20 protein-coding genes are annotated in these 24492 nt (G+C 63.6%); 15 read left to right on the plus strand and 5 right to left on the minus strand.

Annotated elements, in window-relative coordinates:
* Positions 1–4 precede the first annotated feature (4 nt).
* The 4 genes from AC1DXM_RS22000 to AC1DXM_RS22015 are packed head-to-tail and all read left to right on the plus strand — an operon-like array spanning position 5 to position 2386.
* On the plus strand, positions 5–790 hold the full coding sequence (locus AC1DXM_RS22000) for a ComF family protein (RefSeq protein WP_477236095.1): 786 nt from the start codon (positions 5–7) through the stop codon (positions 788–790).
* Positions 791–816: 26 nt separating this feature from the next.
* The gene (gene grxC, locus AC1DXM_RS22005; protein WP_477236097.1) at positions 817–1095 is read left to right on the plus strand and encodes a glutaredoxin 3; all 279 of its coding nucleotides are present in this window, start codon (positions 817–819) and stop codon (positions 1093–1095) included.
* Between the two features lie 2 nt (positions 1096–1097).
* Entirely contained in the window at positions 1098–1964 is an 867-nt protein-coding gene (locus AC1DXM_RS22010; RefSeq protein WP_477236152.1) for a carbon-nitrogen hydrolase family protein, read from the plus strand.
* Positions 1961–2386 carry a DUF1178 family protein gene (locus AC1DXM_RS22015; protein WP_477236099.1) on the plus strand — a complete coding sequence of 142 codons (426 nt, stop codon included), beginning with the start codon at positions 1961–1963 and terminating at the stop codon, positions 2384–2386. The genes AC1DXM_RS22010 and AC1DXM_RS22015 overlap by 4 nt, the downstream gene beginning before the upstream one ends.
* Positions 2387–2513: 127 nt before the next feature.
* Here the strand turns inward: AC1DXM_RS22015 and AC1DXM_RS22020 are convergent, their stop codons facing one another.
* Positions 2514–2999 (minus strand): MarR family winged helix-turn-helix transcriptional regulator, encoded by a 486-nt coding sequence (locus tag AC1DXM_RS22020; protein ID WP_477236101.1) that lies wholly within the window; start codon positions 2997–2999, stop codon positions 2514–2516.
* 117 nt (positions 3000–3116) lie between these two features.
* On the opposite strand from AC1DXM_RS22020, the gene AC1DXM_RS22025 reads away from it, so the two are divergent.
* On the plus strand, positions 3117–4007 hold the full coding sequence (locus tag AC1DXM_RS22025) for a DMT family transporter (RefSeq protein WP_477236103.1): 891 nt from the start codon (positions 3117–3119) through the stop codon (positions 4005–4007).
* A gap of 22 nt (positions 4008–4029) precedes the next feature.
* Here AC1DXM_RS22025 and ubiG read toward each other — a convergent pair whose 3' ends face one another.
* Positions 4030–4779: a bifunctional 2-polyprenyl-6-hydroxyphenol methylase/3-demethylubiquinol 3-O-methyltransferase UbiG gene (gene ubiG / locus AC1DXM_RS22030; protein WP_142866386.1), complete on the minus strand. Its 750-nt coding sequence runs from the start codon at positions 4777–4779 to the stop codon at positions 4030–4032.
* 259 nt (positions 4780–5038) lie between these two features.
* On the opposite strand from ubiG, the gene AC1DXM_RS22035 reads away from it, so the two are divergent.
* Positions 5039–5602 carry a putative glycolipid-binding domain-containing protein gene (locus AC1DXM_RS22035; RefSeq protein ID WP_477236105.1) on the plus strand — a complete coding sequence of 188 codons (564 nt, stop codon included), beginning with the start codon at positions 5039–5041 and terminating at the stop codon, positions 5600–5602.
* Between the two features lie 17 nt (positions 5603–5619).
* Here the strand turns inward: AC1DXM_RS22035 and AC1DXM_RS22040 are convergent, their stop codons facing one another.
* A complete protein-coding gene (locus tag AC1DXM_RS22040; protein WP_477236107.1) occupies positions 5620–7458 on the minus strand; it encodes a CHASE3 domain-containing protein in 1839 nt (612 codons plus the stop codon).
* Between the two features lie 246 nt (positions 7459–7704).
* Here AC1DXM_RS22040 and AC1DXM_RS22045 point away from each other — a divergent pair, with 246 nt between their 5' ends.
* The 8 genes from AC1DXM_RS22045 to AC1DXM_RS22080 all read left to right on the plus strand — a co-directional run bounded on the left by AC1DXM_RS22045 (position 7705) and on the right by AC1DXM_RS22080 (position 19506).
* Positions 7705–8958, plus strand: coding sequence for an aspartate kinase (locus AC1DXM_RS22045; RefSeq protein WP_203279181.1), 1254 nt, complete (start codon positions 7705–7707; stop codon positions 8956–8958).
* 83 nt (positions 8959–9041) lie between these two features.
* Positions 9042–11312 (plus strand): phosphoenolpyruvate--protein phosphotransferase, encoded by a 2271-nt coding sequence (ptsP, locus tag AC1DXM_RS22050; protein ID WP_477236109.1) that lies wholly within the window; start codon positions 9042–9044, stop codon positions 11310–11312.
* Between the two features lie 8 nt (positions 11313–11320).
* On the plus strand, positions 11321–12400 hold the full coding sequence (prfA, locus tag AC1DXM_RS22055; protein WP_477236111.1) for a peptide chain release factor 1: 1080 nt from the start codon (positions 11321–11323) through the stop codon (positions 12398–12400).
* Positions 12393–13271 (plus strand): peptide chain release factor N(5)-glutamine methyltransferase, encoded by an 879-nt coding sequence (gene prmC, locus AC1DXM_RS22060; protein ID WP_477236113.1) that lies wholly within the window; start codon positions 12393–12395, stop codon positions 13269–13271. The genes prfA and prmC overlap by 8 nt, the downstream gene beginning before the upstream one ends.
* Before the next feature lie 304 nt (positions 13272–13575).
* Complete coding sequence (locus tag AC1DXM_RS22065) at positions 13576–14544, plus strand: DUF4167 domain-containing protein (protein WP_477236115.1); 969 nt, start codon at positions 13576–13578, stop codon at positions 14542–14544.
* Positions 14545–14753: 209 nt separating this feature from the next.
* Positions 14754–17360: an ATP-dependent chaperone ClpB gene (gene clpB / locus AC1DXM_RS22070; RefSeq protein WP_477236117.1), complete on the plus strand. Its 2607-nt coding sequence runs from the start codon at positions 14754–14756 to the stop codon at positions 17358–17360.
* A gap of 63 nt (positions 17361–17423) precedes the next feature.
* On the plus strand, positions 17424–17780 hold the full coding sequence (locus AC1DXM_RS22075) for an MmcQ/YjbR family DNA-binding protein (RefSeq protein ID WP_477236119.1): 357 nt from the start codon (positions 17424–17426) through the stop codon (positions 17778–17780).
* Between the two features lie 190 nt (positions 17781–17970).
* The gene (locus tag AC1DXM_RS22080) at positions 17971–19506 is read left to right on the plus strand and encodes a L,D-transpeptidase family protein (protein WP_477236121.1); all 1536 of its coding nucleotides are present in this window, start codon (positions 17971–17973) and stop codon (positions 19504–19506) included.
* On the opposite strand, the gene AC1DXM_RS22085 is transcribed toward AC1DXM_RS22080, so the two are convergent.
* Complete coding sequence (locus AC1DXM_RS22085) at positions 19480–20112, minus strand: TMEM175 family protein (protein WP_477236123.1); 633 nt, start codon at positions 20110–20112, stop codon at positions 19480–19482. The two genes, AC1DXM_RS22080 and AC1DXM_RS22085, sit on opposite strands and share 27 nt — an antisense overlap.
* Before the next feature lie 165 nt (positions 20113–20277).
* On the opposite strand from AC1DXM_RS22085, the gene AC1DXM_RS22090 reads away from it, so the two are divergent.
* Positions 20278–21837 carry an MFS transporter gene (locus tag AC1DXM_RS22090; protein ID WP_477236125.1) on the plus strand — a complete coding sequence of 520 codons (1560 nt, stop codon included), beginning with the start codon at positions 20278–20280 and terminating at the stop codon, positions 21835–21837.
* A gap of 71 nt (positions 21838–21908) precedes the next feature.
* Here the strand turns inward: AC1DXM_RS22090 and AC1DXM_RS22095 are convergent, their stop codons facing one another.
* Positions 21909–23879 carry a M23 family metallopeptidase gene (locus AC1DXM_RS22095; RefSeq protein ID WP_477236127.1) on the minus strand — a complete coding sequence of 657 codons (1971 nt, stop codon included), beginning with the start codon at positions 23877–23879 and terminating at the stop codon, positions 21909–21911.
* Positions 23880–24492 lie beyond the last annotated feature (613 nt).

The following is a 24492-nucleotide window of genomic DNA, read 5'->3' on the forward strand; positions in this document are numbered from 1 at the left end:
CCACGTGGCCGATCCGGTGATGGAGATCAAGAGCCTCGCTCAAACGATGTTGGACTGGCCGGCGCAGGTGCTGTTCCCGCCTGTCTGCGCCGGCTGCCGCAGGCATGTCTCTCAGCCTGGCGTTTTATGTGGCGCCTGCTGGCCGAAACTCAGGCTTCTGGAGCGGCCATGGTGCGCGGTGATGGGTACGCCCTTCACCCACGACATGGGTGAGGGCTTCCTGTCGGCCGAAGCGATCGCCGATCCGCCGCCTTTCGAGCGGGCGCGGGCGGCTGTGGCCTATTCGGGGGTTGCCCGCCAGATGGTGCAAGGGCTGAAATACCAGGACCGCACCGATCTTGCGCCATGGATGGCGCGCTGGATGCTGCGCGCCGGCGCCGAGCTGATCGCGGACGCCGATGTCGTCGTGCCGGTGCCGCTGCACTGGCGGCGCTTTTTCAGGCGGCAGTTCAACCAGTCGGCGGAACTGGCAAGGGCTGTCGCGCAGCTCAGCGGGCTGTCTTTCTCACCCTCGGCGATCCGGCGCGTCAAGCTCACGCGCCAGCAGGTCGGGCTGGAGCGGCAGGAGCGCGAGGACAATGTGCGCGCCGCCTTCCGTGTGCCCACGGAAGCAGAAATCGAGATCGCCGGCCGCCGCGTGCTTCTGGTCGACGATGTCTACACCACCGGTGCCACCGTGCGCTCGGTCGCCAAGGCATTGAAAAAGGGCGGCGCCGGAGCGGTCGACGTGCTGACCTTCGCGCGTGTCCTGCCGGGGGACTTTCGGGCAGACGAGTCCGCGACTATATAAGGTTGGTAAGGCAGGATTGCAGACTGATGCTCGATGTGACGATCTATACCCGCATGATGTGCGGCTATTGCGCAGCGGCCAAGCGGCTGCTCGACCGCAAGGGTGTCGCCTACACCGAGCATGACGCATCCTTCTCGCCGGAACTGCGCCAGGAAATGATTTCGCGGGCGCACGGGCGAACCACCTTTCCGCAGATTTTCATCGGCGATGCGCATGTCGGCGGTTCCGACGAACTCCACGAACTGGAGGCGCGGGGGCAACTGGACAAGCTGCTTGCCAACGGCTCGACGACACAGAGGGCATGACGATGGGTGTTTTCAAGGCGGCGGCGATCCAGATGCGTTCGGGCGAAAGCCCTGAGCGCAACGCGGTCGATCTGGAACGGCTGGTGCGCGAGGCGGCAAGCCTGGGTGCTACCTACATCCAGACCCCGGAAATGACCGGCGCGCTGATCCGCGACAAGGAAGCCAGGGCTGCCTCCTTCACTTCGGAAGACAAGGACATCATCGTGGCGACGGCGCGTAAGCTCGCCAGCGAACTCGGCGTCTTCCTGCATATCGGCTCGACCGCCATCCTGCGCGCCGACGGCAAGCTCGCCAACCGCGCGTTGCTGTTTGGACCGGACGGCGCCACGCTTGCCACCTACGACAAGATCCACATGTTCGATGTCGACCTCGACAATGGCGAGAGCTGGCGCGAATCCGCTGCCTATGAGCCGGGCACCGAGGCCGTCGTCACCGATATCGACGGCGCGAGGCTCGGCTTTGCCGTCTGCTACGATCTGCGCTTTCCGCAGCTGTTCCGCGCCGAGGCGCTGGCCGGCGCCGATCTTTTGTCTGTACCCGCCGCCTTCACCCGCCAGACCGGCGAGGCCCACTGGCACGTGCTGCTGCGGGCCCGCGCCATCGAGAACGGCGCTTATGTCGTTGCCGCGGCCCAGGGCGGATTGCATGAGGACGGCCGTGAGACTTACGGTCATTCGCTGATCGTCGATCCGTGGGGCCGCATCATCGCTGAGGCGGCGCATGCCGAGCCTGGCGTGATTGTCGCCGAGATCGACACGGCACAGTCGTCGGCCGCGCGCAAAAAAATTCCCAACCTCAAGAACGCGCGCGATTTTGCCGTCAATGCCGGCACGGCCGAGGTGCCGCGGCTCAGAGGTGCAGCTTCGTGATCCGCTTTGCCCTCATCTGCGAGCATGAGCACGAGTTCGAGGGCTGGTTTCGCAGCAATGACGATTTCGACACGCAGAAGAAGCGCGGCTTCGTCGACTGTCCGAGCTGCGGTTCGCACAAGGTGCAAAAGGCGCTGATGGCGCCGGCCGTCTCCACCGCCCGCAAGCAGGAAACAATCGCGCTGGCCATGGGCGAAGCGCAGAAGCAGGCGTTGGCGCAGTTGAAGGCGATGGCCGAGAAGGTGCGCGAGAATGCCGATTATGTCGGCGACAAATTCGCCGAAGAGGCGCGCAAGATCCATTTCGGCGAGAGCGACCCGCGCGGCATCTATGGCGAGGCGACGCTGGACGAGGCCAAAAGCCTGGCCGAGGACGGCGTCGAGTTCATGCCGATCCCGAGTTTTCCCGACGAACGGAACTGAGTTCCATGACCAGGCCGCAACGGCTCCGGAGCGGCGGTTTGGACGGAACGATGCCGAAGGGGCTTCCGGCCAGCCGAATTGACTGTTCCTTTCCCGGCTGCTGCCGATCTCCGCTTGGCTCGGCTGTTCAGCCTGCACTCGCTATCAATTTCTCGAGCAACTGAGCCAGCGTCTCCCGCTCGGCGCCGCTGAGGCCGGCGAGGATTTCGTGTTCGTTGGCGACGTGGGCGGTCAGTGCCTCGTCAATCAAGGCGAGCCCCTGTTCGGTCAATTGCACCACAATGCCGCGCCGGTCGTTGGGGTGCGGGCCGCGCAGGATCAGGCCGGCCTTTTCCAGCCGGTCGAGTCGGTTGGTCATGGCCCCCGATGTCACCATCGTCGCCTCGTAGAGAGCGGTCGGCGTCAGCGCATAGGGCCGGCCGGACCGGCGCAGCGTCGCCAGCACGTCGAATTCGCCGGCTTGCAGACCGAAGCGGGCAAACAGCGGCGCGAGGCGTTCGCGGGCGACCAGCGACGAGACTTCGTTCAATCGGCCGAGCACCAGCATCGGCGTAACATCCAGGTCCGGCCGTTCCCGCGCCCACTGCTCGACCGCCTTTGCCGCGCGATCCATTTGTCTCACCGTTAAATATCTTGACGTTAAGAATCTTTGCGCTATGTTACCTCAAGATACAGGACCGGCGGAGTGCCGCAAGTGCCAATTTCGTACGTCACTGGACGGGACCATCCGATGAAATTTCTCTGGGAATCGGCACCCGGCTTGCTGGTCGTCACCGGCGGCCTGCTCGGCCTGACGCTGCCATTCGGCAAGCTGGCGACAGCTGCTGGTGTTCCTCCCATGGTCTGGGCCTTCGTCATCTCGTTCGGCGCTGGCGGCATTCTGTTGTGCGCGCTGCTCGCCAGCGGACAGCGCATGCGGCTCACTCCGCACAGGCTGCGTTATTTCTTCATCACCGCTGCGGTCTCCTATGCTGCGCCAAACCTGTTGATGTTTTCGGCCATCCCGCATCTTGGCGCCGGCTACACCGGCATCATGTTCACGCTGTCGCCGGTCATCACGCTGATGTTTTCGATCCTGCTCGGCGTCAGGCGGCCCAACATGCTCGGCGTCGCAGGTATCGCCGTCGGCTTCATCGGCGCGGTTATGGTGGCGGTGACGCGCGGCGAGGCCGGCCAGCCGGCCGACTTCTTCTGGGTGCTGGTCGGGCTCATGATCCCGGTCAGCCTTGCCGCCGGCAACATCTACCGCACCGTCGACTGGCCCGATGGCACCGGTCCGATCGAGCTTGCCGTCGGCAGCCATCTGGCTTCGGCAACGCTGCTGCTGGTCGGGATTCTCGCCCTGTTCGGCGTCGGCGCCTTCGCCCCGCTCGGCACTGTGCCGCTGATCGTTGTTGCGCAGGTTGCGTCAGCTTCGGCGATGTTTGCCTTCTTCTTCCGGCTGCAAGCGGTGGGCGGCCCGGTCTATCTCAGCCAGATCGGCTATGTGGCGGCGGCCGTCGGCCTGTTCGCCGGCACGATCTTCCTCGGTGAGCACTATCAGCTGCTGACCTGGGCCGGTGCGGTCATCATCACCATCGGCGTGATCATCACCACCAAGGCGCAGAACCAGAAGGCGTGAGGGGCCAGAAGGCGTAAGGGGGTCAGACCGACCCCTTCTCGGCCAGCACCATGTAGTTGACGTCCATGTCCTTGGAGCGCTGCCAGCGGTCGGCGAGCGGGTGGTAGATGACGCCGGTGCGGTCGATGACGGTCATGGCGGCGTTGCCCAGCGCCTTTTCCAGCTCTTCGGGCCGCACCAGCTTGCCGAACTGGTGGGTGCCGCGCGGCAGCCAGCGCAGCACGTATTCGGCGCCGATGATGGCCAGACCGAGAGCCTTCAGCGTTCGGTTGATGGTGGCCACGAACATGATGCCGCCGGGCTTCACCATCTCGCCGCATTTGCCGATGAACAGGTCGATGTCGGCGACATGCTCGACCACTTCCATGTTGAGGATGACGTCGAATTTCTCGCCGGAATCGGCAAGGTCTTCCGCCGTCGTTGCGCGGTAATCCACCGTCACCCCGCCTTCGGCCGCGTGCAGCTTCGCCACCTCGATGTTGGTTGCCGATGCGTCGGCGCCGACCACTTCAGCGCCAAGCCTGGCCATCGGCTCGCACAACAGCCCGCCGCCGCAGCCTATGTCGAGGAAGCGCAGGCCTTCGAAGGGCCGCGCCGCCCGCGGGTCACGACCAAAACGCGCCGCCACCTGGTCCCTGATATAGGCCAGCCGGACCGGGTTGAACTTGTGCAGCGGGCGGAATTTGCCGTTCGGATTCCACCATTCGGCGGCAAGGGCTGAGAAGCGCTCGACTTCTCCGGCATCGATCGTCGATCGACGGGGCTCTGGCATGGGGCGGGTCTCCTAGAGCTCTTTTGTTCGGGCGCAATTTCGGACGGAAAACCGGTTCCCACTTTTCCTGGAATTGCTTGGGAGCGTTAGGAAGTCGGGTGTGAGGCCGCGAATGTCAAGGCAACAATTTTCCGAGCTGACACGGCGGCACACTCTGTCAGGGGCATGTCAGCTGCCCAACGCTGCGATGAAACACGGTTGGCCTGGCGGGCGAAAGAGGAGCATCGTTTTTGAATTCGAATTCGGCGGAGTGAATTCCATGACATTAACGCTAGCGTCGATTCTCTGGCGTCGGCTGGATGTGGAAGGCCACGATTCCTGCCTGCTTTCGCAGGCCGAGGATGGTTACAGCCTCAAGGGGCAGGCCATTTTTGTCCAGGACGACAAGCCATGCTGCCTTGCCTATGAGGTGGTCTGCGATGCTGGCTGGCAGACAAGGGCGGCACGGGTCGATGGCTTTCTCGGCATGCGCGAACTGTACTATGCGATTGAGCGCGACGCCGACGGTCAGTGGACGCTGAACGGCGAAATCCAGCCGGACGTCGCCGGCCTGGTCGATGTCGATCTCGGTTTCACGCCGGCATCGAACCTTCTGGCGATCCGCCGGTTCGACCTCGGCGTCGGCCAGGCAAGGCCCGCGCCGGCCGCCTATCTGACCTTCCCCGAGCTCAGGCTGACGCGTCTTGAGCAGAGCTACCAGCGGCTGGATGAAGGCCGCTATGCCTATGCCGCGTTCGGCTATGAAGATGTCCTCATTGTCTCACCGGCCGGCTTCGTCGTCACGTACCCCGGCCTGTGGACAAGCACGGCTGCTTCGGCCTGAAGGCGACTGAGCCGCGGTCATTTCGCGTCCAGCACGTCGCGCAGTTTCGTAGCCAGTTGCTCGATGGTGAAGGGCTTGGCCAGGAAATGCACGTCGTGGTCGAGCACGCCGTTGTGGACCACGGCGTTCTTGGTGAAGCCGGTGGTGAAGATCACCTTCAGCTGCGGCAGGCGCGCCAGCGCTTCCTCCGCGAGCTTGCGGCCGTTCATTACCGGCATCACGATGTCGGTGAACATAAGTGCCACGCCCGGATTGTCCGCCAGTTTCTGCAATGCTTCCTGGCCGCTGCCGGCATGGATGACGGTATAGCCGAGTTCGCGCAAGGCGTCCGTGGTTGAAGCGCGTACGCGGGCGTCGTCCTCGACAACGAGGATTGTCTCGGTGACTTCAGCGGGATTGTCGCCTCGGCCAGTGGTCAGGACAGCCTCTTCCGCACCGAAGAAGCGCGGCAGATAGATCTTGATCGTCGTGCCTTCGCCCGGTTCGGAATAGATCTTGACGTGGCCGCCCGACTGTTTGACGAAGCCGAACACCTGGCTAAGGCCCAGGCCGGTGCCCTTGTTGACCGGCTTGGTGGTGAAGAACGGCTCGAAGGCCTTCTCCATGACGTCCGCCGGCATGCCGGCGCCGGTGTCGCTGACCGCGATCATCACATACTGGCCGGCTTTGACCTCGGGATGGGTGACGGCGTAGCTGTCGTCGAGATGGCTGTTGGCGGTCTCGATGGTCAGCTTGCCGTCCTCGTCCATGGCGTCGCGGGCATTGACCGCCAGGTTGAGGATAGCGTTTTCGAGCTGGCTCGGATCGGCATGGGTCTTCCACAGGCCGCCGGCCAGCACGGTTTCGATGCGGATGGTTTCGCCCAACGCCCGCCGCAACAGGTCCGACATCCCTGTAACCAGACGATTGGTGTCGACCACTTGCGGGGCCAGCGGCTGCTGACGCGAGAAGGCGAGCAGCCTGGCAGTCAGATTGGCGGCCCGGGTCGCCGCGTCGACCGCCGCCTCGATGAATTTCTCGATGTCGTGCTCGCCGCGCGCGAGTTTGCGCTGGGCGAGGTTCATGGCACTGATGATCACCGCCAGCATATTGTTGAAATCGTGGGCGATACCACCGGTGAGCTGGCCGACCGCTTCCATCTTCTGCATCTGGCGGATCTGCGATTCGGCCGTTTCGCGCGTCCGGATCTCGTTGCCGAGCTCGATGTTCTTACGCATCAGCTCCTCCTGGGCGACAGCGACCTCGCGAAACCGGCGGCGCGACAGGCGGATCGTGTAGGCGCCAAGCAGAAAAATCGCCAGCAGCGCTGCGAATGAGCCGATACGCAGCCAGCTTTCGACCCGGTCGGTATGTTCGTCGCGGGCAGCGATTGCCGCGCCGCTGATGCGCCGGATCGTGTCCATGCTGGCCCTGATCTGTTCCATAGCGGCCTTGCCCTGGCCGCCGCGAACCAGTTCCAGCGCTTTCGCCGCGTCGCCGCGATCGTAAAGCGCAATCGTCTGCGCCAGTTCAGCCTGCTTCAGCGAAAGCGCGTCCTTGATGCGATTGATCTGCTGGACGAGTTCGTCGTCCGGCGCGGTCATGCTGTCGATGCGGGCAAGCTGGCCCGGAATGGCCTCGACCGCCTGCCGATAGGGCTGGAGGTAGGATTTATCACCGGTCAGGAGGTATCCGCGCTGGCTGGTTTCGGCCTCCTGTGCCAGCGACAGCAGGCCGGACAGCGATTCCTGATACTCGATAGCCTCGCGCGCCGCTTCGCGATTGGCCCTCTGGCCCTCGACCAGCACCGCGCGCGTGCCGACGATCAACGCCAGCACGGCGAAGCCGATGAAAAGCGGCAGCGATTGCCATCGCATGGCACGTCGAAGACGAGCAATCATTTGATATGCTGGACCAAAAGGAGTTCCCCGCGGGCAGCATTTGGTAAGCGGCGGCGGGGCGGAACGCAATATGCCGGTGTCCTGAAGCCGGCAATCCGTGGCCAGCCTTGCGAAACGGTGATCATTTGGCTAAGGAGGCCGCGCATTCAGCGGCCGGCTCCTGTCGGACGTTTTCTCCCCTGTCGGCTCCGGGCCGGCTTCAGTCAAAGGCATTTCGCTTCCATGGCGCGCATCGTGATGAAATTCGGCGGAACCTCCGTCGCCGACATCGCCCGCATCCGCAATGTGGCGCGTCACGTCAAACGCGAGGTCGATGCCGGCCATGAAGTAGCCGTGGTGGTCTCGGCTATGGCCGGCAAGACCAATGAATTGGTCGGCTGGACGCGCGAAGCCTCGCCGATGCACGATGCGCGGGAATATGACGCCGTCGTCGCCTCGGGCGAACAGGTCACCGCCGGCCTTCTGGCCATCACGCTGCAGAATATGGGCGTGCACGCCCGCTCCTGGCAGGGCTGGCAGATCCCGATCAAGACCGACAACGCGCATGGCGCGGCGCGCATCCTGGACATTGACGGTGCGTTTTTGATCAAGCGTTTCGGCGAGGGTCAGGTGGCAGTCGTCGCCGGTTTCCAGGGCATCGGTCCGGACAACCGCATCGCCACGCTCGGCCGCGGCGGCTCCGATACGAGTGCGGTGGCCATCGCCGCCGCGGTCAAGGCCGATCGCTGCGACATCTACACCGATGTCGACGGCGTCTACACCACCGATCCACGTATCGAACCCAAGGCGCGGCGGCTTAACAAGATTTCGTTCGAGGAAATGCTCGAAATGGCCTCGCTCGGCGCCAAGGTGCTGCAGGTGCGGTCGGTCGAGCTTGCCATGGTGCACAGGGTGCGTACTTTCGTGCGGTCGTCCTTCGACGATCCCGATGCGCCCGGAATGGGGGATTTGCTCAATCCTCCGGGAACGCTTATTTGCGACGAGGAAGAGATCGTGGAACAGCAGGTCGTCACCGGAATTGCCTACGCCAAGGACGAAGCCCAGATTTCGCTGCGCCGCGTCGGCGACCGCCCGGGCGTTGCCGCCGGCATTTTCGGCCCGCTGGCCGAGGCCAACATCAATGTCGACATGATCGTCCAGAACATCTCCGAGGACGGCAAGTTCACCGACATGACCTTTACCGTCCCCTCCGGCGACGTCGACAAGGCTCTGGCCGTGCTCGAGCGCCTCAAGGCTCCGATCGGCTATGACGTCGTGCAGTCCGAGGCCGGCATGTCGAAGGTCTCGGTCATCGGCATCGGCATGCGCAGCCATGCGGGTGTAGCGGCCACCGCCTTCAAGGCGCTGGCCGACAAGGCTATCAATATCCGGGCTATCACCACCTCCGAGATCAAGATTTCGATACTGATCGACGGTCCCTACACCGAACTGGCGGTTCGCACTTTGCATTCCGTCTACGGTCTGGATAAGCAGTAGCGAGAACGATTTGAGTTGTTGCGTGTACGCCGGTCGCAGTGGAAACTGCGGCGGGCAAAATGCCCATTGGAGAAGAAGCCGCGATGCGTGATACGGCCAGTGGCCCGCGCGTTCTGCTGAAACGGCTCCGCGAGCTCATGCAGGAGCCGCTGGAGCCGCAGGAGCGGCTTGACCGGATCGTGCGCGACATCGCCTCCAACATGGTCGCCGAGGTCTGCTCGCTCTACGTGCTGCGCGCCGATTCGGTGCTCGAACTCTACGCCACCGAGGGTCTGAACCCGAACGCCGTCCATCTGGCGCAGCTGCGTCTGGGGCAAGGCCTGGTCGGCACGATTGCCGCCAGCGCGCGGCCGCTCAACCTCTCCAATGCGCAGGAACACCCGGCCTTCGCCTACCTGCCGGAAACGGGCGAGGAGATCTACAACTCCTTCCTCGGCGTGCCGGTGCTCAGGGCAGGGCGCACGCTGGGCGTGCTCGTCGTGCAGAACAAGACCATGCGCCACTACCGCGACGACGAGGTCGAGGCGTTGGAAACCACCGCCATGGTCATCGCCGAGATGATCGCCACCGGCGATCTTGCCCGGCTGACGCGGCCCGGCCTCGAACTCGACCTGCGCCGTCCCGTCAGCTTCACCGGCCTGTCCTTCAACGAAGGCGTTGGGCTCGGCCATGTCGTGCTGCACGAGCCGCGCATCGTCGTCACCAATCTGTTCAACGAGGACAGCGAGGAGGAGATCCGCCGGCTGCAGTCCTCGCTCGGCTCGCTCAGGCTGTCCATCGACGACATGCTGGAGCGGCGCGAGGTCGCCTTCGAGGGCGAGCACCGTGAGGTGCTCGAGGCCTACCGCATGTTCGCCAATGACAGCGGTTGGGTGCGCCGGCTGGAAGAGGCGATCCGCAACGGCCTGACGGCGGAAGCTGCTGTCGAGAAGGTACAGAGCGACATGCGCGCCCGCATGCTGCACATGACCGATCCCTATCTGCGCGAGCGGATGAGCGATTTCGACGATCTCGCCAACCGGCTGCTGCGCCAGCTGATGGGGCGCGGGCCGGACGATGTCGCGGCGTCGCTGCCGAAGGACGCCATCCTGGTTGCGCGTTCGATGGGTGCGGCCGAATTGCTCGACTATCCCAGGGACAAATTGCGCGGCGTGGTGCTGGAGGACGGCGCCGCGACCAGCCATGTCGTCATCGTCGCGCGCGCCATGGGCATTCCGGTCGCCGGCCAGATGAAGGGCGCCGTTTCCATGGCGGAAAACGGCGATGCCATCATCGTCGACGGCGAGGAAGGCACGATCCATCTGCGGCCGCAGCCGGACCTCGAAGCCGCCTATGCCGAAAAAGTCCGCTTCCGGGCGCGCCGGCAGGAGGTCTACCGCGAACTGCGCAAGAAGCCGTCTGTGACCAAGGATGGCGTCCAGGTCGATCTGTTGATGAATGCAGGTCTCGCCGTCGACCTGCCGCAGCTGGCCGAAGCGGGTGCGGCCGGCATCGGCCTGTTCCGCACCGAATTGCAGTTCATGGTCGCCTCGACCTTCCCCCGCGCCGAGGCGCAGGAGAAGCTCTATCGCGATGTGCTCGACGCCGCGCGGGGGAAGCCGGTCACCTTCCGCACCATCGACATTGGCGGCGACAAGGTGCTGCCCTACTTCAAGGGCGCCATCCAGGAAGAAAACCCGGCGCTGGGCTGGCGGGCGATCCGCCTGACGCTCGACCGGCCGGGCCTGCTCAGGACCCAGATCCGCGCTCTGCTGAAAGCCTGCGGCGGGCGCGAACTGAAGCTGATGCTGCCGATGGTGACGGAACTCGGCGAAATCGCTCAGGCGCGTGAGATCATCGACCGCGAGGTCAGGCATCTCTCGCGCTTTGCCCATCATCTGCCGACCAGCCTCAAGCTCGGCGCCATGCTGGAAGTGCCGTCGCTGCTGTTCCAGCTCGACGAACTGATGAAGGCAGTCGATTTCGTCTCGGTCGGCTCCAACGATCTGTTCCAGTTCGTCATGGCGGTCGATCGCGGCAACACGCAGCTCTCCAACCGCTTCGACACGCTGTCGGCGCCGTTCCTCAGGGTGCTGAAGCAGATTGCCGATGCCGGCGAACGCAACCACACGCCGGTGACGCTGTGCGGTGAACTGGCGGGAAAACCCATCTCGGCCATGGCGCTGATCGGCCTTGGCTACCGCTCGATCTCGATGTCGCCGGCCTCGATAGGCCCGGTCAAGGCGATGCTGACCGAACTGCCGCTTGAGGAATTGCAGGCCTTTTTCGACGACAATCTGATGGCGCCGGCGCATGGCCTGCCGATGCGGGCACTGCTGCAGGCCTTTGCCGACGACCGCTCCATCCCGCTATAGCATCAGCCATGGTCAATCTTCCCCGCGAGCGTATGGATCAGGTCGTCAAGCGTTTCGAGATGCTCGAGGCGCAGATGTCGGCCGGGCCGGCGGCCGACGCCTATGTGAAGATGGCCTCGGAATATGCCGAGCTTCAGGACATGGTGGCCAAGGTCAGGGAATTGCGTTCAGCCGAGCATGAACAGGCGGACCTCGAAGCGATGCTCGCCGATAAAAGCACCGATGCCGAGATGCGGGCGCTGGCCGAGGCCGATCTGCCCGGGGTCGAGGAGCGTATCGAGGAACTGCAGAAGGACATCCAGATTCTGCTGCTGCCCAGGGATGCCGCCGACGACAAGAACGCCATCCTCGAAATCCGCGCCGGCACCGGCGGCGATGAGGCAGCGCTTTTCGCCGGCGACCTGTTTCGCATGTATGAGCGCTATGCCGCCGAGCGCGGCTGGCGCTTCGAGACGGTGTCGGCCAGCGACGGCGACGCCGGCGGCTTCAAGGAAATCATCGCCACCATTTCCGGCAAGGGGGTCTTTGCCCATCTGAAATTCGAATCCGGCGTGCACCGTGTGCAGCGCGTGCCGGCGACCGAGGCCAGCGGGCGCATCCATACCTCGGCGGCGACGGTGGCCGTACTGCCGGAAGCCGAAGAGGTCGATATCGACATTCGCGCCGAAGACATCCGCATCGACACGATGCGCGCCTCGGGTTCCGGTGGCCAGCACGTCAACACCACCGATTCTGCGGTGCGCATCACCCATTTGCCAACCGGCATTATGGTGGTGCAGGCGGAAAAGTCGCAGCACCAGAACCGGGCCAAAGCCATGCAGATCCTGCGCGCGCGGCTCTATGACATGGAACGCAGCAAAGCCGACGAGGAGCGCTCCGAGGCGCGCAAATCACAAGTCGGGTCCGGCGACCGGTCGGAGCGCATCCGTACCTACAATTTCCCGCAAGGGCGCCTTACCGACCACCGCATCAACCTGACGCTCTACAAGCTCGACCGGGTGATGATGGGCGAGCTGGACGAGGTCATCAACGCGCTGATCGCCGACCACCAGTCGAAGCTGCTCGCCGATATCGGCCTCGATGGCTGACATCCTGCCCGGCACGCTCGGGCCGCTGCTGCGAGCAGCGCGGGAGCGGCTTGCCGCGGCCGGCGTCGCCGATCCGGCACTGGACGCCAGGCTGATCGTCGAACATTTTTCCGGCACGACCCGTACAGAGGCCATCGCCGAGCCGCAATGGGCGCTCGATGCCGATGCGCTCGCCGCAATCGATGCTGCCTTGCGGCGGCGGCTTGCCGGCGAGCCGGTGCACCGCATTCTGGGCTATCGCGAATTCTACGGCCTGCGTCTTGCGCTGTCGCTGGAAACGCTGGAGCCGCGGCCGGATACCGAAACGCTGGTCGAGGCGATCCTGCCCTTTGCCAGCGAAACGGCCGAAAGGCTGGGGGAATGCCGCGTCCTCGATCTCGGCACCGGCACCGGCGCCATTGCCTTGGCCCTGCTCAGCGCCGTTCCGGCCGCGACAGCCACCGGCGTGGATATTTCACAAGATGCGCTCACGACCGCGACCCGCAATGCCAGGCAACTCGGGCTGGCCGGCCGGTTTGAGGCGCTGCACTCCGACTGGTTCGCAAAAGTTTGCGGTCGGTACCATGTAATTGCCGCAAACCCTCCCTATATACCGTCTGAAGACATTGGAAATCTGCAGGACGAGGTCCGCGATTTCGATCCGCGCAGAGCCCTTGACGGCGGTGTGGACGGTCTTGGCCCCTACAGGATCATCGCCGCCGAAGCGGCAGGGTTTTTGGAAGCACAAGGCAAGATTGCGGTCGAGATCGGCCACACGCAGCGCAATGAGGTCAAAGACATATTCGCGGCAGCCGGCTACAGGCTGGCCGAGGTATTTGTCGATCTTGGCGGAAACGACAGGGTTCTTATGTTTGAACAGGGAAAGCCTTGACGCAGTGCAAAAAAGCGCTTGGCAATGCCGGGGAATGCGGCTAGGGTCCGCCTTAACCGGATGAGACGAAGCAGGCAGTGCTCTTAGCGATTCGGTTTTCCTTGGAAATAGCTGCCTTCTTGCGCAAACGACGCCCAAGCTTCGTGCGGGAATCGTCCGGCAAGTGATGTAACCGGAACAGGATGACACGTGGCGCCAACGCAATTGATGCGGGCGAACGCCGGTGAAGAAACGAAACGGCTGGCTGCATGAGCGCCTCCGTACGTGAAACGTTTTTCGAAAATTTCAAAATGAAGAGAGTCTAATGAGGCCACAACAGCAGAACAGGCGCATGCGCGGTCGCAACAACAATGGCGGCGGCGGTGGCAACAACAATAACAACAACAACCGCAAGGGCCCAAATCCCCTGACGCGCAACTACGAGAGCAACGGTCCGGACGTGAAGATCCGCGGATCGGCTCAGCAGATCGCCGAAAAATATGCCACTCTGGCCCGTGACGCGCAAAGCTCCGGCGACCGGGTTATGGCGGAAAACTATCTCCAGCACGCTGAGCACTACAATCGCATTATTGCCGCCGCTCAGGCGCAATTGCCGATCCAGAATGCCCAGCAAAACCGCGACGATTTCGACGACGATGAAGATCGCGACGATTTCGACAATGCCGGCAACGGCAATGGCGGCGAGACGCAAGCTCCGCAGGCCGGCAACGGTCCGCAGCCGACGATCGAAGGCACGCCGGCCGAACTGGCATATGGCCAGGAAAACAGCCGCGAGAACAACAATGGCCGTGACAATAATGGCCGCAACAATAACGGGCGCGACAACAACGGCCGCAACCGTGACCGCCGCCCCAATGGCGGTTATGGCCAGAACGAGCAGCGTGGCGACTTTGCCCAGCGCGGCGAGCAGAACGGCCCGCGCGGCGACCAGCAGCGCTTTACCGAAACCCCGGTGCAGACGGAGGCCGTTTCCGCGGTTGAACCCGAAGCCGAGACCGGTTTCTCCGAGCCGGCGCCGCTGTACGAAAACCTGTCGCCGGCGGCTCTTGCCGCTCGTGCCGAACTCAATGAGGCCGCCGCCGAGAACGGCGCTGCCCGCCGCCCGCGGCGCCCGCGCCGCCCGCGCACCAATGCCGATCAGGTCAGTAACGATCAGTCTGGTGGTGAGCAGGTGGATGGCGCCAGCGAGACCGCTGCAGCTACCGAGGTGGTGGATGCGGCGCCGGCTGAAACTCCTGCCGTCGACCCGTTCGTCGTCGACGCCAACAACTGACCGAGCAACACGGTAATCCCTGAAACGGCGGAGAGAAATCTCCGCCGTTTTCGTTTGCTTAGGTATGCAATATCCTGTGCGGCAAGTCTTGAGCGGCAATGGCTTGCGCCCCATATCTGGCGTGAACTGGACCCGGCTCCGATGAGCGGGTCCGTCACCGCAATCGGATCCGGTGCCGCAAAGCGGGCCGGTGATGGAAGGAGACAAATATGAACCTCGAGAAATACTCCGAGCGCGTCCGCGGATTCATCCAATCCGCCCAGACCATGGCGCTCTCGCGCAATCACCAGCAATTCACCCCCGAACATATGCTCAAAGTCCTCGTCGATGACGATGAGGGTCTGGCCGCCTCGCTGATCGAGCGGGCCGGCGGCAATGTCCGCGACGTCAAGCTCGGCGTCGAAACCGCACTTGAGGCCATGCCCAAGGTGGAAGGCGGCAACGGCCAGCTCTATCTGGCGCAGCCGCTGGCCAAGGTGTTTTCGACGGCGGAAGAACTGGCCAAGAAGGCCGGCGACTCCTTTGTCACCGTCGAGCGGTTGCTGCAGGCGCTGGCCATGGAGAAGTCGGCCAAGACGGCCGACATCCTGGCCAAGGCCAGTGTCACCGCGCAGGCGCTGAACCAGGTCATCAACGACGTCCGCAAGGGCCGCACCGCCGATTCGGCGAGCGCCGAGCAGAGCTATGACGCGCTGAAGAAATACGCGCGCGACCTGACCGCCGACGCCCGCGCCGGCAGGCTGGACCCGGTCATTGGCCGTGACGACGAGATCCGCCGCACCATCCAGGTGCTGTCGCGGCGCACCAAGAACAACCCGGTGCTGATCGGCGAACCCGGCGTCGGCAAGACGGCGATCGCCGAAGGGCTGGCGCTACGCATCGTCAATGGCGACGTGCCGGAATCGCTGAAGGACAAGCAATTGATGGCGCTCGACATGGGCGCGCTGATTGCCGGTGCCAAATACCGCGGTGAGTTCGAGGAGCGGCTGAAGGCCGTGCTCAACGAAGTCACCGCTGCCGCCGGCGGCATCATCCTGTTCATCGACGAGATGCACACGCTGGTCGGCGCCGGCAAGGCCGATGGCGCGATGGACGCTTCGAACCTGTTGAAGCCGGCGCTGGCGCGCGGCGAACTGCACTGCGTCGGCGCGACCACGCTCGACGAGTACCGCAAGCATGTCGAGAAGGACGCCGCCCTTGCTCGCCGTTTCCAGCCGGTTTTCATCGACGAACCGACCGTGGAAGACACGGTTTCGATCCTGCGCGGCCTGAAGGAGAAATACGAGCAGCACCACAAGGTGCGCATCTCGGATTCGGCACTGGTGGCGGCGGCAACCTTGTCCAATCGCTACATCGCCGACCGTTTCCTGCCGGACAAGGCGATCGACCTCGTCGACGAAGCCGCGTCGCGGCTGAGGATGCAGGTCGATTCCAAGCCCGAGGCGCTGGACGAGATCGACCGCCGCATCATGCAGCTCAAGATCGAGCGCGAGGCGCTGAAGGTCGAGACGGATGACGCCTCGAAGGACCGGCTCGCCCGTCTGGAAAAGGAACTCGTCGGCCTCGAGGAGGAATCGACCGAGATCACGACCAAATGGCAGGCCGAGAAACAGAAGCTTGGGCTCGCCGCCGATCTTAAGAAGCAGCTCGACGAAGCCCGCAACGAGCTTGCCATTGCCCAGCGCAAGGGTGAATTCCAGCGCGCCGGCGAGCTTGCCTATGGCAAGATCCCGGAGCTGGAAAAGAAGCTCCGGGAAGCCGAAGCCCAGGACGGCAAGGCCGGCATGGTCGAAGAGGTGGTCACACCCGATCACGTTGCCCATATCGTGTCGCGCTGGACCGGTATTCCGGTCGACAAGATGCTGCAAGGCGAACGCGACAAGCTGCTGCGCATGGAAGACGAGATCGGCAAGCGTGTCGTCGGCCAGGGCGAGGCGGTACAGGCGGTGTCGAAAGCTGTGCGGCGCGCCCGTGCCGGCCTGCAAGATCCGAACCGGCCGATCGGCTCGTTCATGTTCCTCGGGCCGACCGGCGTCGGCAAGACGGAGCTGACCAAGGCGCTGGCGAGCTTCCTGTTCGATGATGAGAGCGCGATGGTGCGCATCGACATGTCGGAGTTCATGGAGAAGCACTCGGTCGCCCGGCTGATCGGCGCACCTCCTGGCTATGTCGGTTATGAAGAAGGCGGCGCGCTGACCGAAGCGGTGCGGCGCCGGCCCTATCAGGTCGTGCTGTTCGACGAGATCGAGAAGGCGCATCCCGATGTCTTCAACGTGCTGCTGCAAGTGCTCGACGACGGGCGGCTGACCGACGGCCAAGGCCGTACGGTCGACTTCCGCAACACGCTGATCATCATGACGTCGAACCTCGGCGCCGAATATCTGGTCAATCTCGGCGAAGACCAGGATGTCGATGCCGTGCGTGACGAGGTGATGAGCGTGGTGAGAGCCTCGTTCCGGCCGGAGTTCCTCAACCGCGTCGACGAGGTGATCCTGTTCCACCGGCTGCGCCGGCAGGATATGGGCCGCATCGTCGAGATCCAGCTCAAGCGGCTGGAAAGCCTGCTTGTCGACCGCAAGATCACGCTGTCGCTCGACCAGGAATCGATCGACTGGCTGGCGACCAAGGGCTACGACCCGGCCTATGGCGCGCGGCCGCTGAAGCGGGTGATGCAGAAGGACCTGCAGGATCCGCTGGCGGAAAAGATCCTGCTCGGCGAGATCCTCGACGGCTCGACCGTCAAGGTCACCGCTGGCTCCGACCGGTTGAATTTCCGGTCGAAGCCCAGCGTGGTGGCGACTGAAGCCGCAGCCTGATCAATACGCCGCGCGTCCCGAATGGACGCGCGGCGTTTTCTTGTGAATTCGCGGGGGGCGCACATGACGCTGGACGACTACAACAGCCTCTGCGCCTCGCTGCCGCAAACGACTCATGTCGTGCAATGGGGCGGCGCCCATGTCTGGAAAGTCGGCGGCAAGGTCTTTGCCATCGGCGGCTGGAATGATGGCGAGCGGCTTTTCGTCACCTTCAAATGTTCTGAAATGGCCTATGACATTCTGAAGGACCAGCCCGGCTGCCGGCCGGCGCCCTATCTGGCCTCGCGCGGCATGAAATGGATCCAGCGTCAGACAAGCCAGAGCATGGATGATGATGCGCTGAAGGACTATCTCGGCGAAAGCCATCGCCTCGTTGTCCTCAAGCTGACGAAACAGACGCGCAAGGAATTGGGCCTGTAGCGACCCTGAAATCCGCCATCTTCATGCCCGGTTCATGTTGGAAAGCTTATGTTCTGGTTTGCTGGCGAAGGGGTTTGCCTGCAGGCTTTTTGACGGTCAGGGCGTTGCTTGCGCATCCAAACGGTGGCGAGAGCGTTCTGAAGGGATACTGCCGGGGCTGCGGCAATTACGACCGGAGAGTTTGACCACCATGTTCCGCACGATCTTTGCCTTTTCGGTGCTCGCCGCCGGGCTGCTTGCGTCCAGCGCCATGGCATCGCCGACGGTGGATAGTGCATTGCCGGTTGTTCGCGCTGCCGATAGCGGCGGAATCGTGCTTGCCCAGGACGGCAATCTCGACATCTATTACGACGCCAGGGGCAACCGCGTCATCGTCGATGCCGACACCGGCAAGGTCATCGCCATCCAGCCGCCGCAGACCAGGCTCGACCGCCGTGCGCTGCGCCGCCAGATGCGGGCGCGCGAACTCGGACGCGCACCGGTCGAGGATGACGACCGCTATTATCTCGACGATCCCGAGGACATGGCGCGTTTCCGCCGCAGGCAATTGGAAGAGCAAGGCAGGGTCATCGTCCCGCCGGCCGACGAGTACGATCCTGACAGCGGCGATTCGGTGGACGCCTATCCGGCGACGCCACAGGATGACGCCAATGATGGCGACATTTATCCGGAAGCACCGAAGTCTGCCGAGCCGCGCCCCATCAAGCGCCAGCCGCTGAACGAAGCCTCGATCGACCCTGCCGAACCGGCGGCACCCGGCGACCAGGCCGCTCTGCCGCCCAGGACAGAGGGCGGCAAGACCGTCGTCGACCCTTCGCTTTCGCTCGGGGCACGCCAGGATGTGGCTGCTCTGCAGGTGCTGCTCGACCGTGCCGGCGCTTCGCCCGGCGTCATCGACGGGCGCTTCGGCTCCAATGTCGACAAGGCGCTTGCCGCCTACAACCAGATTACCGGCAGCAATCTGCGCTCGACCGACGCGGTCGGCATCCAGGCCGCGCTGGCGCAAACCGGCGGCGATGCTTTCGCCAACTACACGATCACGCCGGAGGACGCGGCTGGCCCCTATGTCGCCTCGATACCGGAAGATTACAGCCAGAAGGCGCAGCTCGACCGTATGGCCTACACCTCCGTCACCGAAGCCTTGGCCGAACGCTTCCACATGGACGAGAGCTACCTGAAGGGGCTCAATCCCGAGGCCGACTTCAATCGTCCCGGCACCATCATCAAGGTCGCCAATTTCGGCAGGCTGGTCGCAACGCCGGTTGCCCGCATCGTCGCCGACAAGGACAAGAAGCAGGTGTTCGCCTATGATGCAGCTGGCAAGCTGGTTGCGGCCTATCCCGCCACCATCGGTTCAGCCGACACGCCGTCGCCAACCGGCACCCATACGGTGTCGCGCGTCGCGCTCGATCCGAACTACACCTACAACCCCAGCATCAATTTCAAGCAGGGCCAGAACGACAAGATCCTGACCATTCCGCCCGGTCCCAACGGTCCGGTCGGCTCGGTGTGGATTGCGCTGGACAAGCCGACTTACGGCATTCACGGCACGCCTGATCCCTCCAAGATCGGCAAGACCGAAAGCCATGGCTGCGTGCGCCTGACCAATTGGGATGCGCGCGAACTGGCCAAACTCGTGTCGCCGGGGGTCAGCGTCGAATTCGTCGGCGGACCAACAATCGCGGATGTCGGCGGGACCTCAACCGATGAGTTTACGCAGCAGTGAGCTGCGCAACGCGAGTGCATAGATCAGCTGCACCACCAGGATGAAACCGATGCTGAGCAGCGGCGTGATCAGGCACAGCGCCGCGCCGGCCGCCCACAGCGCCTGTGCCTTGACGATACGATTGTAGACCTTGCGCCGCGCTTCAGCGTCCACATCCTCGGCGATCATGCCGTTCCTGTCGGCATACCACCAGCTGGCGAACAGCGTCACGCCCAGCATCAACAGGTTCAGCCAATAGACGATCACCGCGGTTCGGAACTCGAGGAAATCGGCCAGCAGGTCGGTCGAGAACGGCAGCAAGGCGATGAAGGCGAGGAAACACAAGTTCAGCGTTGCCAGCCGCCGATCGGACCTGGCAATCAGCCCGTGCTGCGCCTGCTGGCCGAACCAGAAGATGGTCAGTGTCAGGAAGCTCAGCGCATAGGTCAGGAAGCGTGGCGCGAGTCCGGCGATTGCCGAAAGGAGCTCGCCCTCGGAGTGGACCATTTCGTGCGTCGGCACGCGAATCTCAAGCACGATCAGGGTAAGCGCAATGGCAAAGACGCCATCGGTGATGCCGACAACGCGCCCGCGCGCCTCTACCGATGGTTCGAGCGGTCGTTTCATGCGGCTTCCCCCTGCTTTGCGCGTTGCAAGAAACTTAACACGCCATGTGCCGATTGCATTCATTGAGGCGTGGTTCCTGCCCATGCGGTCAGGTCGATCTGGTTTCAAGAACTGCGAAGCTCTGGCTGGTTGTTGCCAGGGCATCGGAAGTCTAAGCAGGCTCTCATGAAGTCTCCGAGCGAAGCTGCAGCAATCCCCCTGACCGGCTCTCTTGCAAATGGTTCGTTTTGTCCGCCGGTGCAGCGCAAATTCGTGCTGGTCGCGGCGATCCTGGCGTCCGCGCTCGGCTTCATCGACGGCTCGATCCTGGCCATCGCCATGCCGGCCATGCGCGTCGACCTCGGCGCCAGCCTGGCCGAGGCGCAGTGGATTTCCAATGCCTATGCGCTGACACTGTCGGCGCTGATCCTAGCCGGGGGCGCCGCCGGCGACCGATTTGGCCTCAGACGCGCCTTCGTCGCTGGCATTGCACTGTTCATCGTCGCATCGCTTGCCTGCGCGGTGGCGCCGAATGCACTGGTGCTCATTGCTTTTCGCGCCATTCAGGGCATCGGCGCGGCGATCATGGTTCCGGGCAGCCTCGCCATCATCGCCAAGTCCTATCCGAAGAACGAGCGCGGCCGGGCGATCGGCATCTGGGCCGCTGCTTCGGCGCTGACGACGGCGCTCGGTCCGGTGCTGGGCGGCTTTGTCCTGGCGGCCTTTGGCGGCGGCATCTGGCGAGCGATCTTTGCCGTCAATTTGCCGCTTGGGCTGATCTCGATCTATCTCCTGTTGGCCAAGATTCCCACCGACGCGCCGACGGAGAAGCGAAGCCTCGATCTCGGCGGCGGCGCTCTCGCCACTCTTGCCTTCGGGGCGCTTGCCTACGGACTGACCGCGATGAGTGCCGAAGGCGGAGGACTGATGTCGGGGCCGAGCATCGCCGCGGGCGCGCTGCTGCTCGTCGTCTTCATCATCTTTGAGCTTCGACAGAGCGAGCCGATGATCGATCTCAAGCTGTTTCGGATCGGCGCCTTCGCCGGCGCCAACGTCGCGACCTTCTTCCTCTATTTCGCGCTCTCGGCCAATTTGTTCTACCTGCCTATGCTGTTGATTGCCGGATGGGGACTGAGCACCAAAGAGGTCGGCTTCATCTTCTTGCCGCTGTCGGCGTCGATCGCGCTGCTGTCGGGTCCGGTCGGTCAGTGGTCGGATCGGATCGGTCCGCGGTTTCCGATCGCCAGCGGCTGCCTGGTCGTGGCCCTCGCCTTTGCCGGGCTTGCAATGCTCACCCATGCCGGCATGCATAATTTCTGGACCGGCACCTTTCCACTGATGGCGGTGATGGGGCTCGGCATGGCGCTGGTGGTTTCACCGCTGTCGACTGCGATCATGACGGCGGTCGAGGACAAGGATACGGGTGCGGCCTCAGGCATCAACAATGCGGTTTCGCGCATTGGCGGGTTAATCGCGGTGGCGGCGATGGGGTCGCTGGCGGCCTGGGTCTATTCGACGATGCTCGACACGACAGTCAGGCCAGGCATTCCGGGTTTTGGCGAACCGGCATTGGCGAGCCTGGCGCCCGAACTTGATGCAACACGGCTCGCCGCCAGCGATGCGGCGTTCGCGGCGGTGTCAACGGTGACAGCCGTGCTTTGCCTGCTTGCTGCCATTATCGCCTGGACGACCGTTTCGGGGCAAAAGCTGCCCTGGTCACGAGCCGAAGAGAATCAGCCGACCTGATTAGGGCGGAACCCGAATCGAAATGCTCTGTTTCGAGGTGATTCTGATTCTGTGGCGTCGGCTGCGAAGGCTCAGCCTTCGATCTTGGCGCTCGCGACCTTCAGCGAATTGCTGTCTTCCTGCTTGAGCAGGTCGTCGATGCGTTCGCGTTCGCGCTTGAAGGCGACGAGGTCGTCGCCCTTCAGCACCTTGCCGACCGGCAGGCGCACGCGCATCGGGTCGACCTTGGTGCCGTTGACGATCAGCTCGTAGTGAAGATGTGGGCCGGTCGAGAGGCCGGTCTGGCCGAGATAGCCGATGGTCTGGCCCTGGCGGACATGAACGCCGGGTTCGATGCCTTTGGCAAAGGCGCTCTGGTGATTGTAGGAGGTCTCGTAGCCATTGGCGTGGCGGATGATGATCTGCTTGCCGTAGCCGCCGGCCCAGCCGGCCTTTTCGACGACGCCGTTGCCAGCGGCAATGATCGGGGTTCCGATGGGGGCTGACCAGTCGACGCCGGTGTGCATGCGGACATAACCGAGGATCGGATGCCGGCGGGCGCCGAAGCCGGAGCGGAATTTCCCGGCGGGCAGGGGATTGCGCAGCAGGAACTGCTCAGCGCTCGAACCATCCTCGTCGAAATAGTCGGTTGAGCCGTCCTGCATCTGGAAGCGGTAGAAATTTCGCGTCTGGCCGCCGAAGGTCGACGAGACATAGAGAAGTTCCGATTCGTCGGAGGCCTGGTCGTCGCCATCCGGCTGCGAGAACAGCACGTCGATGCGGTCCGACGGATTGAGCCTGGACTGGAAGTCGACGCCGGAGGCCAAAAGCTTGACCAGTTGCTGGGTCAGCTTCTTAGACATGCCATAGGAATAGGCGGCGCGGTAAATGCCGTCATAGACGTTCGGCAGATTGCCGCGCACCACCACCGGCGCGGAGGAATCGTCAAACGCCGTCAGCAATTCCGGATTCGGTTCGGGTTCCTGCGCCGGCACATACTGGCCGTGATCGTCGAGCGCGATGGTGACGATGTGCGTGGTCTTGTCATAGACGCTGGTGCGGACCACCTTGGCGGCGTCGCCATGCACTTCGAGGCCGACGCGCAGCACGGTTCCGGCCTTCAGCGCCGGTGCGTTGAGCAACTTGCCGATCGCTTCGGCCATGCCGGTGGCGTCATCGCCCGTATAGCCCGAATCGGCAAAGGCCTCGGCAATGTCGCGGTCCCTGGTAAAGGGGATGATTTCCTCGGCGAAAGCCGGGGTCTGGTCGTCGATGGCGACGCGCGGCGCCACCGAAACGTTTTCCGGCACGATCTTGACGTCGTAGGAGCCGGCCATCGATTCGGCGAAGGCGTCGCCGAATCGCTGCGGGTCGACATAATGCAGCGAGGCAACCTGGATTGCGCCGTCGCTGAGATCCGTGCCGGCCTCGCGCACCACTTTTTCCACCTCGTCGGCGGATAGGTCGCTCTTTTCGTCGAAGGAGGCCGTCTCGATCGGGAAATCGACCGTCTTCAGGCTCATCTCGCTTTCGACCTTGGCGCCGTAGATCTGGCCGCCAACCGCGGAAGCCGTCGCCGGCTGCGTCGGCGTTGAGTCGCCATCGTCGCCGAACACCTGCATCGGATCGAAGGGCGGGTAGGCGCGGTTGGTGGTGTGGCCGGCGGCCAGCGCCATCTTGATCTGCACGAACGGCATGGTGTGGATAACGTCGCGGTCGCCGACCTTGGTCACCATCGACACTTCCATGCGCCGGCGGTCCTTGGCCTTGGCGATCTGGCGCGGTGCCACCAGCCTGGTGGTCTTGGCGACCTCGCCGGAATCGCCGCCGTTTGCGAGCTGGGCCAGTTCGGCGATTTCAGGCGGGGTTGCCAGTTGCTGGCGGCCGTCAAGGGCGGCAAACAGCGCCACGCCCATCAGCACGCTAGAGGTCACGCCAGTAAGGAAGGTGCCCGACAGCCAGCGCGCCGAAACCTCGCGCCGGTCGGGCGGTCCGCTGCGGCCATCCGCGATCAGCGGCGGCTCATTGCCGAGTTCGGCTATGACATCTTCCGTATCTGGCATCCAGAAAGGCTGCTTCTTCCCCGGGCGGAACGGCTTGTCGGCTCTTGTTGGGCCATGACATTTGCCTGTCACGGCGGGTGAAGTCAACGAAGCGGCGAAATCCCCACTCACACGCTCTGTTTTACAGCCCCTTATAAAGAGGCGTCTTTACGCTCTTATGAGAGGCCGAACCGACGGTGTGCAGACCCCGCCTTGATCTCTTATAGGAAGGCGTCGCGCGGGCCGCGCGGGAGCCTTCCTTGTTGGCCTTGGTGTCGAACGGCAATGCGGCGGCAATAGGGCTCCTTTCTGGCGACGCCTATGTTCCCCTGGGGCAGTCCGCGGGCTCCAAAACTTCTGTCGCAAAAAGTTCAAAAACATCTCCGAAGGCAGTTGACAGTTTGTCAGGGTGGCGACTATATACGCCTCACGAACGAGGGCGGTGCGCCGCAGGCGGCGAAGCAGTTTGCTTCTGAATAAGCCCTTGTGAAATTCAAGAGAGCCGCGTAAGCGACACTCGGACGGCCCCGAAGCCAAAAGCGTAACGGGCCACGACCTCGCGTCTGCGGGGTCTGTTCTTTGAAAATTGAATATTGAAGAAAGAGAAACGTGGGCGGCAGAGTCCTGCTGAACC

The sequence above is a fragment of the Mesorhizobium sp. P3_A2 genome (assembly GCF_056403115.1).

Coding starts and splice junctions, on each gene's coding strand:
- prmC (WP_477236113.1), top strand. CDS start 12,393: ATGGCTGACATCCTGCCCGGCACGCTCGGGCCGCTGCTGCGAGCAGCG.
- AC1DXM_RS22045 (WP_203279181.1), top strand. CDS start 7,705: ATGGCGCGCATCGTGATGAAATTCGGCGGAACCTCCGTCGCCGACATC.
- ptsP (WP_477236109.1), top strand. CDS start 9,042: ATGCGTGATACGGCCAGTGGCCCGCGCGTTCTGCTGAAACGGCTCCGC.
- AC1DXM_RS22080 (WP_477236121.1), top strand. CDS start 17,971: ATGTTCCGCACGATCTTTGCCTTTTCGGTGCTCGCCGCCGGGCTGCTT.
- clpB (WP_477236117.1), top strand. CDS start 14,754: ATGAACCTCGAGAAATACTCCGAGCGCGTCCGCGGATTCATCCAATCC.
- AC1DXM_RS22090 (WP_477236125.1), top strand. CDS start 20,278: ATGAAGTCTCCGAGCGAAGCTGCAGCAATCCCCCTGACCGGCTCTCTT.
- prfA (WP_477236111.1), top strand. CDS start 11,321: ATGGTCAATCTTCCCCGCGAGCGTATGGATCAGGTCGTCAAGCGTTTC.
- ubiG (WP_142866386.1), bottom strand. CDS start 4,779: ATGCCAGAGCCCCGTCGATCGACGATCGATGCCGGAGAAGTCGAGCGC.
- AC1DXM_RS22040 (WP_477236107.1), bottom strand. CDS start 7,458: ATGCGATGGCAATCGCTGCCGCTTTTCATCGGCTTCGCCGTGCTGGCG.
- grxC (WP_477236097.1), top strand. CDS start 817: ATGCTCGATGTGACGATCTATACCCGCATGATGTGCGGCTATTGCGCA.
- AC1DXM_RS22095 (WP_477236127.1), bottom strand. CDS start 23,879: ATGCCAGATACGGAAGATGTCATAGCCGAACTCGGCAATGAGCCGCCG.
- AC1DXM_RS22085 (WP_477236123.1), bottom strand. CDS start 20,112: ATGAAACGACCGCTCGAACCATCGGTAGAGGCGCGCGGGCGCGTTGTC.
- AC1DXM_RS22020 (WP_477236101.1), bottom strand. CDS start 2,999: ATGGATCGCGCGGCAAAGGCGGTCGAGCAGTGGGCGCGGGAACGGCCG.
- AC1DXM_RS22065 (WP_477236115.1), top strand. CDS start 13,576: ATGAGGCCACAACAGCAGAACAGGCGCATGCGCGGTCGCAACAACAAT.
- AC1DXM_RS22010 (WP_477236152.1), top strand. CDS start 1,098: ATGGGTGTTTTCAAGGCGGCGGCGATCCAGATGCGTTCGGGCGAAAGC.
- AC1DXM_RS22025 (WP_477236103.1), top strand. CDS start 3,117: ATGAAATTTCTCTGGGAATCGGCACCCGGCTTGCTGGTCGTCACCGGC.
- AC1DXM_RS22075 (WP_477236119.1), top strand. CDS start 17,424: ATGACGCTGGACGACTACAACAGCCTCTGCGCCTCGCTGCCGCAAACG.
- AC1DXM_RS22035 (WP_477236105.1), top strand. CDS start 5,039: ATGACATTAACGCTAGCGTCGATTCTCTGGCGTCGGCTGGATGTGGAA.